This window comes from Chryseobacterium sp. P1-3 (assembly GCF_000738495.1).
Classification (GTDB): Bacteria; Bacteroidota; Bacteroidia; order Flavobacteriales; family Weeksellaceae; genus Chryseobacterium; species Chryseobacterium gallinarum.
This window is the reverse complement of the sequence record NZ_JPEQ01000007.1, coordinates 282099-294610: the sequence shown is the minus strand read 5'-3', so window position 1 is coordinate 294610 and position 12512 is coordinate 282099. Positions and strand designations below refer to the sequence as shown.

Genomic DNA, 12512 nt, shown 5'->3' with positions numbered 1-12512 from the left:
AGGTTTAACCTTTAAAGTTTGAAAATATCTAAGATTATTAAATAAGAAAAATGAAAAATATTATTTCAAAAGTTATATTAGGAAGTTTTGTTGTAGGTGCAGTAGGTATGGCCAATGCTCAGAAAATAGACGCAAAAGCTAAAAAGATATTGGATGACATTACAGCCAATTACAATTCTAAAAAGAATTCTTACTTTAAATTTTCTTTTGGAAGCGGCCTGAACGGACAGGTTACTAAAACCGAACCGGGTATTTATTATATTGCCGGGGACAAATACAAACTGAAAATCATGGATACCGAGCAGATCTTTGACGGAAGTAAAATCTATAACATCAATGCTGATGATATGGAGGTAACCATTGCAAAGCCTAACGGAAACAGTGCCATGTTCTCCCCTATCAATTATCTTACAACCTATAGAAACGACTATAATGTAACATACAACGGAAAGAAAATGGTAAATGGCGTGAATGCAGATTTCATTAAACTGACTCCTGTAAAAGCCAACGGGATAAAGTACGTTTACCTTTTTGTAGATTCAGCAAAAAAACAGATGGTAAAACTGGAACAGCACGGAAATAATAAAGATGTAGCAGTAATAGCCATTAAGGAATATAAAGAAAACCAGAATCTGGATCCCAATATGTTTGTTTTTGACAAAAATAAGTTTAAAAACTACGTAATTACAGAACTTTAGAGAACGTTACACAAAACCGCAAATGGGCAAACAAGCCTTTTTACAGTTTTACTTTAGAAAAAAATAACAAAATATAAAAGCCGCAAGTACAACTTTGTGGCTTTTTGATTAATTTTGGCGCATGTTAAAAATACTAGACCGATATATCATAAAGACCTTTTTTGGACCATTTTTCTTTATATTCAGTGTATTGTTTTTCATTTTTATTGTAAACATTATCTGGGTTCAGTTAGGTCAGTTTATGGGAAAAGGGCTGAGCTACTGGCAAATCATTAAACTTTTGTTTTATCTTGGGATCAGCGTTATCAGTATGGTACTCCCCCTCACCATTCTTCTGGCAAGTATTATGTCTTTTGGAGAATTTGGGGAAAGGTATGAGCTTGCCGCAATGAAAGCCGCCGGGATTTCTCTTACAAGGGTAATGACACCTTTGCTGGGAGTGGCTACTATACTGGCCATCCTTCTCTTTTTCTTTTCAAACAACATTATTCCCGATTTTCAGAAAAAGGCGAAAAACATGCTTTTCAATATTGCCCAGACCAAGCCTGCCCTGAATTTTACTGCGGGACAGTTTATTGATCAGATTCCCGGGTATATGGTTAAATTCGATAAGATTCATGGAGAAAATGCGGAAAATCTTGAAGGGGTGTTTGTTCATAGAAAAGCCAGTACTTACGAAAACCAGCAGTCTATTGTAGCAGAAAAGGGTAAATTTGTTCCGGCTGCTAATAGTCACTTTCTTAAGCTTGAGCTTTATAATGGATATGTATTTGAAGATAATTTTGCAGGAAAAGGAGAAAATGTAAGATTGAAACAACCTGATCAGGCCATCAAATTTGATACACTGGTTTCCCACTTTGATGTAAGCGAGATCATTGACAAAGCCATCGAGAAAGAACAAATCACAGATGACTACCGTTTCCAGACCTATAACCAGCTTAATCAGACAATTGCCAAAAGCAAAAAGGAAAACCAAATGTTTTTCAACAATATCGGAACGGATGTCCTGAGCCAAACGAATTCTGTGATAAGCTATATGGATAAAGGAAATAAACATAAAGCGACTCCGAAGGCACAGATAAAACTGGATACCATAAAAGGTGATAAAAAACTGGAAATTATCTACAATTCCTATAACAGGTTGGAAAATCTGAAAAGCACATTGGAGACCAAGAAAAATGAATTCAGCTCCAATGTAAAATACTTCAGTAAAGTAGTTATCTACCAGCAAAGAATTGTTTCATATTCCGTGACCTGTATCATCTTCTTCCTGATCGGGGCAAGTTTAGGCTCCATCATCCGTAAAGGAGGTATGGGACTTCCTGTGATCATTGCCATCATTATTTTCATTATTTTCTACGTAATGAATGTGGGAGTGGAAAACATGTCCTGGAGCGGAAAAATGAATCCTTACCTGGCTGCATGGCTGCCTAACTTCATTCTTCTTCCTTTTGGAATCTGGATGACCTACAAAGCGCTTACTGATTCACAATTGTTTGATGCCGAAAAATACAAAGCGTTATTTAAGCCTATTACCAAAAGGTTTTCAAAAAGCAAAGAACATCAAAGGTATCAGTAGCTGCTCAGTGATTTAGATAAAATAAAGATTCAGAATTTTCTGGATCTTTTTTTATTGCTTTTAATAAATCAATTTACATTTAAATCAAAACTTCCTATACAATAAAGATTGCAGCATTTTACAATAAAAAAGAGGTCCCATCGGAACCTCTTGTGTTTTTTTAAAACTGAAAATTATACTTTCATAATTTCAGCATCTTTTATCTTAAGATGCTCATCACAAAGCTTTACATATTTATCAGTAAGCTCCTGGATATCAGCCTCTGCTCCTTTAATAATATCTTCGGAAATACCTTCCAGCTTTTTCAGTTCTTTCAAACCGTCCTGTCTTGCATTTCTCACCGTTACTTTAGTTTGTTCAGCTTCTGCTTTAGCCTGTTTTGCCAGTTCTCTCCTTCTTTCCTCCGTTAAAGGCGGAACATTCAGAATAATATTTTCCCCGTTATTGGAAGGTGCAAAACCTAAATTTGAATTGATAATAGCTTTTTCAATCGCATTAATTGCTGTTCTGTCCCAAGGTTGAATAGAGATGGTCATGGCATCCGGAACAGAAACATTGGCCACCTGGTTGATGGGAGTAGGAGCTCCATAATACTCTACCATTACATCCTGCACCATAGTTGTAGAAGCACGTCCCGCTCTGATTCTTTGAAATGCATGATCCAGGTGCTTTACAGCTGCGTCCATATCCTGCTTTACAGATTCTAATATAAGATCTAATTCTTCCATTATATAATTAAAATTTGATAAATTACACATTGCTTATAACGCCTGAAAATCAACTTGTTAATTTTCACAAAACGCTCTTTTAATAGTTTATTTCCTGAGTTTTCAGTATTCAGTGGTGCAAAAATAATGATTGTTTTTGATATAAAGAGTGTATAATTTGTCTATTTTTTTATTCAACATCCTGTTACAATACAATTCTCAAATAATCCATTGTTATTGTATGATCCTTTTATTATCCTTATCTGATATAAAAATTCTCAAAATCCCTTAACAATACGGAGCAAGCCCAGAACAATCCGCTGGCAAAAAAATTATTATTTCAAAAATAAAACCGCCGGACATAATCTTATGTCCGGCGGCTAAAATATGATAAGTTTTATAACTTGTTTCTGTTACTGGACTTTGTTACAAGTCTACCAGAGTTCCAACATTCTCTCCTGCTACAATTTTTTCTAAATTCCCTTCCTTATTCATATCGAATACAATGATAGGTAACTTATTTTCGTGGCTCAGAGTAAATGCCGTCATATCCATTACTTTAAGATTTTTCTCAAATACTTCATCGAAAGACAATGAATTGTATTTTACAGCATCAGCATTCTTTTCAGGATCGCTGTCGTAGATTCCGTCTACTCTTGTACCTTTCAGGATGACATCAGCTCCGATTTCGATTGCTCTTAAAGTAGCAGCAGTATCGGTAGTAAAATAAGGGTTTCCTGTTCCTGCACCGAAAATTACAACTCTTCCTTTCTCAAGATGTCTCACTGCTCTTCTTTTGATAAAAGGCTCAGCTACCTTATCCATTTCAATAGCAGACTGAAGTCTCGTTTTGATTCCTGCATCTTCCAGAGCCCCTTGCAATGCCATGCCGTTGATCACAGTTGCCAGCATCCCCATATAATCTCCCTGTACTCTGTCCATTCCTTTGGCAGCTCCTGCAACACCACGGAAAATATTTCCTCCTCCGATGACGATAGCCACTTCACATCCTTTGTCAACTACTTTCTTAATCTCTGCAGCATATTCCTGCAGTCTTTCGTTGTCAATACCGTATTGTCTGCTCCCCATTAAGGCCTCACCACTAAGTTTTAGAAGGATTCTTTTATATTTCATCTTTTATTTTTAAATAGCTTTTTACTAGACTTGATTCTCTGAAATTTGATTTTGCAAATATAATCATTAAAAATATTGGTAAAAGAAAAATATTTACACACAAATAATGTCAGAAATATTTTGAAAAGTACGAAAAAGGATTATTTTTGCATTAATTATAAATTGAATTGAAGAAAATTATCATTTTTTCATTATTTCTATCAGGAATTGTTTCTTATGCGCAAACGGGAACAAATGTTTATCCATTCTTAAATGTACCTGTATCTGCAAGACAAGCTGCCCTGGGTGGTGATGCAATTTCTGTCAGAGATTATGATGTTTCCTTTGCAATTGCAAACCCGGCCCTGTTGAATAAAGATTCTGACAAACAGCTTTCAGTAAATGCTACAGCATATCTTGCCGATTCAAAATACGGTACGATTGCTTATGCTAAAGACTTTGAAAATGGTCATATGGCTACCATCAATGCCCGGTATATGAGCTATGGTAGTATCCCGAGAACAGATGAAAGCGGTTTTGAAAACGGAGAATTCAAGGCTTCCGATGTTGCCATTGGTGCCGGTTATGCTTACCAGTTTGAAGAGGACTGGACGATCGGTGGAGGCATTAATTTTATTACTTCAAAAATTGATAATTACACTTCTTCTGCCATCTCAGGAACCGCAGGAGTAACCTATCACAATAAAAAAAACAAGGAAGTTCTTTCCCTGGTATTAAGGAATTTCGGATTTCAGCTGAAATCATTCAACGGCGTAAAGGAAAATCTTCCTTTCAGAGTTGACCTGGGATATACCAAAACCATCAAAAACTTTCCTCTTGCCATTACCATTACAGCACATGATCTTCAGAAGTTTGACATTTCTTCAGAATATAATGTAGAAGGACAAAAGGTAAATGCGGGCAGAAAGATTGCAGATCACTTCTCTTTAGGAGCAGAATTGTTTCCGGAAAAAAACTTCAACATCAGATTGGGCTATAACGTTAAAAGGGGAAATGAACTGGCTGTGGCAGATCAAAGAAATTTTTCAGGATTGTCGGCAGGATTTGGTGTCAAAGTATCAAGATTCCGTATAGACTATGCCCATGTGAGATATCATAATTCAACAAATGTCAACCAGATAGGAATTTCAGTAGACCTTTCAAGCCATAGAGGAGAATAACTTTATTTCCCTGAAAATCTTATTATAAGCAAGAATTTTCTTCGCTTTTCTTGATTTTTTAAAAAAAAATCTTGAAATTTGCAGTATGAAAAAACCTGTAATAGCTATCGATGGGTACTCGTCTACCGGAAAAAGTTCTATCTCCAAAATCATTGCAGATAAGCTGGGACTTATCCATATGGATACAGGAGCGCTTTACAGAGGGATTACCTGGTATGCATTGCAACATTGCCTGGATGAAAAAGGTACTATCGATTTGAACAGGCTTTTCTCTTCTTTACACCAGATTGAACTTGAGTTTAAAAATCACGATGGAATACTTATTCTCTATCTTAATAACACAGATATTTCTAAAGAAATTCGCTCGAATGAAGTTTCGGATCATGTAAGCCTCGTGGCAAAACAAAAAGAAGTAAGGGACTTTTTATTACAATCCCAACGCTCTTTGGCAGAAAAAGGAGGCGTTATTATGGACGGGCGTGACATTGGGACAGTAGTTTTGCCAGATGCAGACTATAAATTTTTTCTGACGGCCAGTATTGATGAAAGAACCAACAGGAGATTCCTCGAACTGTCCGGTCTGGGAATTCAGGCAGACAGGGAACAGGTAAAGCAAAACCTTATAGAAAGGGATAAAATAGACAGTGAACGCGAAATAGCTCCGTTAAGAAAAGCTGATGATGCTATTATTATTGACAACTCTGCATTGACCAAAGAGGAAACAATAAAGCTTATTCTCTCTTACATTCAAAATTTTTAACAATTTTTAATAGTATATAGTCTCCTTTGGTATACAAATTGTAAGTTTTATTACTATAAAAACTAATCTATTATTAATTTAAAAAACTTAAAATGTCTAGAAAAGGAAAAAATACAGCAGGTATATTGGCAGGACTTCTTGCAGGTGCTGCGGCAGGTGTAATCTTAGGAATGCTTTACGCACCGGAAGAGGGTAAGGAAACCAGAAAGAAAATCAAAACAAAAGCAAATGATCTTAAAGATCAGGCAAAAAACAAGTATGGTGAGGTTTCTGAAAAAGTAAAAGACCAGTACAGCAATATTTCTTCTACCTTCAAAGAAACAGCAAATAACGTTGCCCACACGGTGAAAGACGGATATGACAAATATAAGGATCAGATTGTTTCTAAAACTGCAGATGTAGTAAAAGATGTAGAAGCAGAACTGAATGATCTAAAAAAATAAGTAATTTATCTTTTTAAGTAAATTACAAGAAGGAACTTTTGTATGAAAGTTCCTTTTTTTGTAACTTTAAAAAAAAACGATGATAGAAACTATTAAAGAATACGCCTCGAAGAGAATAGATCTTCTGAAAATTGAAGCTACTGAAAAGTCTTCTCTTTCTGCCGGGCTCATTACCTACTTTGTAGTATTGCTTGTTGCTTTTGCTTTTTTTATTATCCTTTTTAATTTTGGAATTGCATTTCTTATCGGAAAAGCATTGGATAACTATTCCTATGGATTCTTAATTGTTGCTGCTTTTTATGCGCTGATAATGGCTTTTGTAATTGCCTTTAAAAGTAAAATTGTCAATACTGTTGCAGATCAGGTTATTAAATTTTTAAATCATTAAGTTATGGGCAGAAAATATGAAAGTATAGAAGAATTAAGAAGAAAGAAAAAAACTGCTTCAAAATGAAATAAGTGATCTTGAAAACCTTCTTACTTTTAAAAACACAAAAGAAAGTCTAAGTGCATTTACCAATGGTTTATCAGACCAGTATCTTCAGGAAAAAATAGATGAAGATGGTGATGAAAAAGTAGTTCTCAGAAAAGATGTTATTGCCAAGCAGCTTACCTCAGAAGTAAAAGACCTTTTTATCAGTAAAAATACCGCCGTTGGTCTTGCCAGCTCAGCTTTTAAAGGAAATATTACCGATAGCCTTGTTAAGCTTGGAGTTACTGCCATCATAGGTAACTATGCCAAGAAAAACATGAAAAGTACCAATTGGAAAAATAAACTTGTGGGCGCAGCTCTGATCTACCTTGCTCCTATCGCTTTAAAATTTGTCAGGAAAAAATTGGAAGAATATCAGAAAAATAAAAGTGTTTCCAGTATGGAACAACTTATATAGAAATTAGATGTTAGAAACCAGAAGTTAGAACATGATGATTCATCCGTAGTTTATACTAATTTCTAACCTCCGGTTTCTGATTTCTATTTTGAAAATAACTGTCCTAAAATAATCCCCGCTGCCATCGAAACATTCAGGCTTTCTGTAGACCGGGATTTTCCAAATCTTGGAATGCTGATGGATTTCTGAAGCAGTTCCTCCGTTTCCGGCCTCATCCCGTTCCCCTCATTTCCTAAAATCAGATTGATTTTTTCCGGCCTTTCAAAGGTATAAATATTCTCTCCGTCCATATCAGTTCCGATATTGACATTTTCCGTTTGGGAAAGATATTCTACAAGATTGGTATAAACGATATTTACTCTGGTAAAAGATCCCATTGTAGCCTGGATGACCTTCGGATTGTAAAAATCTACCGTATCTTCACTGCAAATAATCTGTTCTATTCCGAACCAGTCTGCCAGCCGGATAATGGTTCCCAGATTTCCAGGATCCTGAATTCCGTCCAGAACCAGCTGAATGTCTTTATCCTCCGTTTTTTGTTCCTGAGCCAGGTAACATACGGCTACAGAATCTTTTGGCGTTTTCAGGAAGCTGATTTTTTTTAACTCATTTTCAGAGATATGGGTAACAGGGATATCAGTACGGTCCAATTTTTGCGGATCGGTTGATAATATTTCTTTAACTTTAAAGTTAGAATTGAAAAGTTCACAAATGATTTTATTACCTTCAACCAAAAACAAATTGTATTTTTGTCTGAACTTCTTTTTATCTAAAGATTGTAAAACTTTTATTGTATGAGCTGTAAGCATTATAAGAATTCTCCTCAAAAATATTATAAAATTATCTCATTTGCAACATTTGTTGGCCTCCTTTATGCTTGTAGTACAACAAAAAAAGTTCCGGAAGGTGAATACCTGCTTACCAAGAACAACTTTGAGTTCGAAGATAAAAAAGAATTTTTCGATGAGGAGCTGAAAGATTATGTTCAGCAAAAACCTAATAAAAAGCAGCTTCTTTTTATGCCATTAAGTTTGGCTTTTTATAATATGGCCAACCCAAAGTATGATACCATTCTTAATGAATATATGACTTATCCCAGTGAGATGAGAAACCAAAAACTAAGGGATTCATTATTCATCAAGTATAATATGAAAAGCAGTATAGGGAAAAGCCTTGTTCTGGACCGTATCCTGCATAATTGGGGAACTCCTCCTGTAATTCTGGATCAGACCAGAAGTGAGAAAAGTGCCGAATCTATTAAGAAAAGACTTATCTACAGGGGTTTCTGGGATGCTGATGTACAATACAAGCATGATCTGGATACCGCTTCTAAAAAAGCTGCAGTCAACTATTTTATCAAACATAACGAGCCTACCCGGATCAAAGATTATTATTACAATATTCCTGATTTGGGAATTAAAGGATATTATACTGCCAATCTTAACAAAAGCCTGATCCGGTCAGGAAATATCCTTGACCAGACGATTCTTGAAAAAGAGGTGACAAGAATTACCGACCTCATGCGGGAATTTGGATATTATAAATTCAATAACCTTAATGATGAAGTTTATTTTGTAGCAGATTCTTTAAAAAATAAAAAAAAATGTACCGCTTACATTAGAGATTCATAAAGACTCTCTGGACAGCCGTTATAAAGTTTCCACTTTTGGTAATATTGATGTAGCTATTGTGGATGAGCCTGGTGACTACCCTAAAAATACGGTTAAAGACAGCTTAAGAAGGATCAGATTCCATACTGTGAACGACAAATACAAAATTTCATCATTATGGAGAGCCATTATTCCGGATAACAGACAGATATTTGATCAAAAAAAGCTGGATGTTACCAAAAGAAATCTTTTGGCCATGAACAACTTCAGTATTGTAAAAGCAAGGGACTCTTTGAGACAAGGGGGAATGTCTGCTCCCAATGACAGTATTGTGGATGTTCTGTATGTGCTGAAACCGCTTCCGAAATATGAGCTGAAGGTAGGTTTGGATGGTAATTATTCTCAGATACTTAATCTGGGGGTCTCCCCTTCTGTAGATCTTACGACACGGAATGTTTTCAGAGGTGCGGAAAACCTTTCCACCAGTATTTCCGGTACATTCGGATCTATCAGAAGTACCGAGGATATTAATAAAAGATCTTTAGCTTATGAAATATCTGCACAGGCTTCGCTTAATTTTCCCCGACTGCTTCTACCTTTTAATTATTATAAGTTTATTCCTAAGAGGTACACGCCTACCTCATCCATTTTATTGGGATCTTCTATACAGACGAATATAGGTCTGGGAAGAGTCAATTTCAATACCGGATTAAATTATCAGGCCAACGTAAATGATCAGGTATACCACAAGCTTACCCTGTTCAATACCCAGGTCAGTTTGACTAAAAATAAAAATGCCTATTATGATTACTTCGTGAATGACAGGCTTGTAAAAGATGAAATATTTAATGATTATTTCACTTTCAGACCAGATATCGGAAATCAGTTGGCCAACGGGCAGCTTACTATAGATGAAGTTTCCCAGAGAATTTTAGAGGATACACAATATCAGCAAGGGCTCAACCAGCAGGGTAATGATCTTTTGACTACATTCAGAGGGAGTCTTATCAATAAGGAAAGACAGACGGAAGATGTTCTTATTTCTTCCATGATCTATAACTTTGTATATAGTGAAATTGGTAAAAAAGATTATCCCAATGCTTTTTATTTTAATGGGAAAGTTGAACTTGCCGGTAATATTTTAAGCCTGTTCAATAAAAGAAGCAATGACGGAGGAGTTATTTCAGGACCTCAAAAAACCATTTTCGGGATACCTTATGCACAGTTCGTAAAATTTGATATTGACGCAAGAAAGTATTTTAAATTTAACGGAAATCAGACATTGGTTCTTCGTCAGTTTATCGGGGTGGGTGTTCCCTACGGAAATTCTGAAGAAATGCCTATTATCAAATCCTATTTCAACGGGGGTTCCAATGATATCAGGGCATGGGTAGCATTCGGCGGACTAGGCCCTGCTGATTCCCAGGTAGATGAAAGGGTACGAACTTATATGACCAATGATGTAAAGCTTACTACTAATATTGAATACAGGATTCCATTCAATAATATGTATGAGGGAGCAATATTTACAGATATCGGAAATACCTGGAGCCTACGTAATCATCAGGATGCTCATAATGATCAATTTAAATTCGGGAAATTCTTAGGACAAATGGGTATCGGTAGTGGATTCGGATTACGGGTAAATGTAGCTTATATTACCTTCAGGCTGGATCTTGCTTACAAAATTTATGATCCTAATAAACCTGAAGGAGACCGATGGAGATTCAAAAACTTCCAGCCTTTCAAACCTACCCTTAATATCGCGTTCGGATATCCTTTCTAATCCGGGGAAACGCCTAAGATAAAATATACTACAGCAATTACACGGGCGAGGATTTCCCTCGCCTGATTTCTGTAAAAACTTTCAGGTTTAGTCACATCCTGGGCATCAAAACCCAAGGCATTCATGTCGTTATTTCTTGCAAAAAACAAGGCCCGAAGATTATGGTAGCCTTGTGAGACAATGATCACATTCTTCTTTTTGTAAACATCTTTACATCTGAGAATACTTTTATAGGTATTGAAACCCTTTGGATCTTCTATAATAATATCTTCAGGCACCCCTTCCTGATTGACCAAATAGTTTTTCATGGCAGCAGGTTCATTATATCCCTTGCTTTTTTCTCCGCTTACAATAATTTTTTTGATTTTCCCGTGATGATAAAGGAGCGCGGCAGCATCCATTCTTTTGGTAAAATAAGGATTGGATTGCCCTGATCTCATTTTAGGAGAAGTTCCCAGGACCAAAGCAATTTCCCGTGGAGGAATTTTGGATATTTTGGTGTAAGTACGCCCGTTGGTAAGCCCAAAAACCCAGACATTACAGAAACATATCAATAGAATTCCCAATTCTATTGATATACAACCTAGGTTAAATATGTTCCTGATAATTCTCAACTAAAATCAAAGTTAAGCTTTATTTTTCTACTTTTCACTATAGACATACAGGCCAGTATATGTCCCTGCATCTCTTCTTTTTCCGTAAGATATTCATTTTCCAGCAGTTCCACCTCTCCTTCTTCCAATAAACATTCACAGCTTCCACAAATCCCCGATTTGCAGGAATAAGGCACAGGAAAATTCTGAATCAAAAGCTGCTGTAAAATTTTATCTTTATTGTCCGGCAATTGTGTTGAATAATTTTTGCCCATCATTGTGAATTCCACTTCAATATTTTCAATGAGAGGAAATTCTTTCTCTACAGGATAAATATCATCATTGAATTCTTCGAAAAGTTCGAAATGAATATTTTTTTTAGGAATCCCATGATGGTAGCAGGCATTCGCCAGTGTTTTGATCATTTCTCCTTTTCCACAAATTAAAACTTCATCCACTGCATCCCAGATTGTAGATTCTTCATCCGTATCATCCAGATGCAGAATCTGATTGATGATCAGGCTTAATTTCTTTTCATCCAGCCTGCCATAGAAAAACTGATCACCCGTATTTTCCTGCGAAAAAAAATAAAAGATCTGTAGTCTGTCCCCACATGTTCTGGCAAGATTGTCCAATTGATCCCTGTAAACCAGATCTTCTGAACTTTTGTTTCCAAAGAATAAAAACAATCTCGTACGTGGCTCATTGTGAAGAATATTCTTGAAATGGCTCAAAATTGGTGTAATTCCAATTCCTGCTGCAAAAGCAACAATAGTTCTGAACTCACTTGGTTTGGATACTAAAGTAAATCTTCCTCCGGGTTCACTCACCAGCAGCTCGTCTCCCACGTTATAGTTCTGGTATAGCTGGGAAGTCGCTCCGTCAGGGGAGTTTACTTTTATCCCCAGTGATATTTTTCCTTCATAAGGAGCAGAGGTCATTGAATAATCATTGATTACTTCCTCTCCATGAGATTGAAATTTTACACTAACATACTGTCCGGCCTCAAACTTAAAATGGTCTTTCAGATTCTCGGGAATATCAAACTCCAGAGAAAAAGTATTTTTGGTCAGGTCTTCCTTTTTCGCTACTTTTAACGGATGAAACTGTGTCAGTTTCCCTTTATAGATTTGTTGTTCCATAACTTCAATT

At 36.1% G+C, this 12512-nt stretch carries 12 protein-coding genes and 1 pseudogene; 8 read left to right on the top strand and 5 right to left on the bottom strand.

Going from position 1 to position 12512, the window contains the following annotated elements:
* Positions 1-50 precede the first annotated feature (50 nt).
* Complete coding sequence (locus HX13_RS09860; protein ID WP_050020936.1) at positions 51-698, top strand: LolA family protein; 648 nt, start codon at positions 51-53, stop codon at positions 696-698.
* A gap of 121 nt (positions 699-819) precedes the next feature.
* Complete coding sequence (locus HX13_RS09855) at positions 820-2277, top strand: LptF/LptG family permease (RefSeq protein ID WP_050020935.1); 1458 nt, start codon at positions 820-822, stop codon at positions 2275-2277.
* Positions 2278-2450: 173 nt separating this feature from the next.
* Here HX13_RS09855 and frr read toward each other — a convergent pair whose 3' ends face one another.
* Positions 2451-3005 carry a ribosome recycling factor gene (frr, locus tag HX13_RS09850; RefSeq protein ID WP_050020934.1) on the bottom strand — a complete coding sequence of 185 codons (555 nt, stop codon included), beginning with the start codon at positions 3003-3005 and terminating at the stop codon, positions 2451-2453.
* Positions 3006-3410: 405 nt separating this feature from the next.
* Positions 3411-4118, bottom strand: a complete 708-nt coding sequence (pyrH, locus tag HX13_RS09845) for a UMP kinase (protein ID WP_050020933.1) — start codon at positions 4116-4118, stop codon at positions 3411-3413.
* A 167-nt stretch (positions 4119-4285) separates the two neighbouring features.
* On the opposite strand from pyrH, the gene porQ reads away from it, so the two are divergent.
* The 5 genes from porQ to HX13_RS24005 all read left to right on the top strand — a co-directional run bounded on the left by porQ (position 4286) and on the right by HX13_RS24005 (position 7371).
* The gene (gene porQ / locus HX13_RS09840) at positions 4286-5278 is read left to right on the top strand and encodes a type IX secretion system protein PorQ (RefSeq protein WP_050020932.1); all 993 of its coding nucleotides are present in this window, start codon (positions 4286-4288) and stop codon (positions 5276-5278) included.
* Between the two features lie 85 nt (positions 5279-5363).
* Positions 5364-6038 carry a (d)CMP kinase gene (gene cmk / locus HX13_RS09835; RefSeq protein WP_050020931.1) on the top strand — a complete coding sequence of 225 codons (675 nt, stop codon included), beginning with the start codon at positions 5364-5366 and terminating at the stop codon, positions 6036-6038.
* Positions 6039-6130: 92 nt separating this feature from the next.
* Complete coding sequence (locus HX13_RS09830) at positions 6131-6481, top strand: YtxH domain-containing protein (RefSeq protein WP_050020930.1); 351 nt, start codon at positions 6131-6133, stop codon at positions 6479-6481.
* 79 nt (positions 6482-6560) lie between these two features.
* Positions 6561-6869, top strand: a complete 309-nt coding sequence (locus HX13_RS09825; RefSeq protein WP_050020929.1) for a phage holin family protein — start codon at positions 6561-6563, stop codon at positions 6867-6869.
* 361 nt (positions 6870-7230) lie between these two features.
* On the top strand, positions 7231-7371 hold the full coding sequence (locus tag HX13_RS24005) for a mitochondrial import receptor subunit TOM5 (protein ID WP_238555213.1): 141 nt from the start codon (positions 7231-7233) through the stop codon (positions 7369-7371).
* Positions 7372-7454: 83 nt separating this feature from the next.
* Here the strand turns inward: HX13_RS24005 and HX13_RS09815 are convergent, their stop codons facing one another.
* The gene (locus tag HX13_RS09815) at positions 7455-8180 is read right to left on the bottom strand and encodes a TrmH family RNA methyltransferase (protein ID WP_050020928.1); all 726 of its coding nucleotides are present in this window, start codon (positions 8178-8180) and stop codon (positions 7455-7457) included.
* On the opposite strand from HX13_RS09815, the pseudogene HX13_RS09810 reads away from it, so the two are divergent.
* Positions 8166-10767, top strand: a pseudogene (locus HX13_RS09810) (BamA/TamA family outer membrane protein). The gene HX13_RS09815 and the pseudogene HX13_RS09810 overlap by 15 nt on opposite strands.
* On the opposite strand, the gene HX13_RS09805 reads toward HX13_RS09810, so the two are convergent.
* Both HX13_RS09805 and HX13_RS09800 read right to left on the bottom strand, forming a co-directional pair.
* Positions 10764-11333 carry a vancomycin high temperature exclusion protein gene (locus tag HX13_RS09805; RefSeq protein WP_394331962.1) on the bottom strand — a complete coding sequence of 190 codons (570 nt, stop codon included), beginning with the start codon at positions 11331-11333 and terminating at the stop codon, positions 10764-10766. The pseudogene HX13_RS09810 and the gene HX13_RS09805 overlap by 4 nt on opposite strands.
* A 44-nt stretch (positions 11334-11377) precedes the next feature.
* Complete coding sequence (locus HX13_RS09800; RefSeq protein WP_050020926.1) at positions 11378-12502, bottom strand: ferredoxin--NADP reductase; 1125 nt, start codon at positions 12500-12502, stop codon at positions 11378-11380.
* Between the last annotated feature and the right edge of the window lie 10 nt (positions 12503-12512).

What these genes read in the sequence shown, in the direction of transcription:
- HX13_RS09860 (WP_050020936.1), top strand. Translation starts at nt 51, where the DNA reads ATGAAAAATATTATTTCAAAAGTTATATTAGGAAGTTTTGTTGTAGGT.
- cmk (WP_050020931.1), top strand. Translation starts at nt 5,364, where the DNA reads ATGAAAAAACCTGTAATAGCTATCGATGGGTACTCGTCTACCGGAAAA.
- HX13_RS09800 (WP_050020926.1), bottom strand. Translation starts at nt 12,502, where the DNA reads ATGGAACAACAAATCTATAAAGGGAAACTGACACAGTTTCATCCGTTA.
- HX13_RS09815 (WP_050020928.1), bottom strand. Translation starts at nt 8,180, where the DNA reads ATGCTTACAGCTCATACAATAAAAGTTTTACAATCTTTAGATAAAAAG.
- HX13_RS09825 (WP_050020929.1), top strand. Translation starts at nt 6,561, where the DNA reads ATGATAGAAACTATTAAAGAATACGCCTCGAAGAGAATAGATCTTCTG.
- HX13_RS24005 (WP_238555213.1), top strand. Translation starts at nt 7,231, where the DNA reads ATGAAAAGTACCAATTGGAAAAATAAACTTGTGGGCGCAGCTCTGATC.
- HX13_RS09830 (WP_050020930.1), top strand. Translation starts at nt 6,131, where the DNA reads ATGTCTAGAAAAGGAAAAAATACAGCAGGTATATTGGCAGGACTTCTT.
- HX13_RS09855 (WP_050020935.1), top strand. Translation starts at nt 820, where the DNA reads ATGTTAAAAATACTAGACCGATATATCATAAAGACCTTTTTTGGACCA.
- frr (WP_050020934.1), bottom strand. Translation starts at nt 3,005, where the DNA reads ATGGAAGAATTAGATCTTATATTAGAATCTGTAAAGCAGGATATGGAC.
- pyrH (WP_050020933.1), bottom strand. Translation starts at nt 4,118, where the DNA reads ATGAAATATAAAAGAATCCTTCTAAAACTTAGTGGTGAGGCCTTAATG.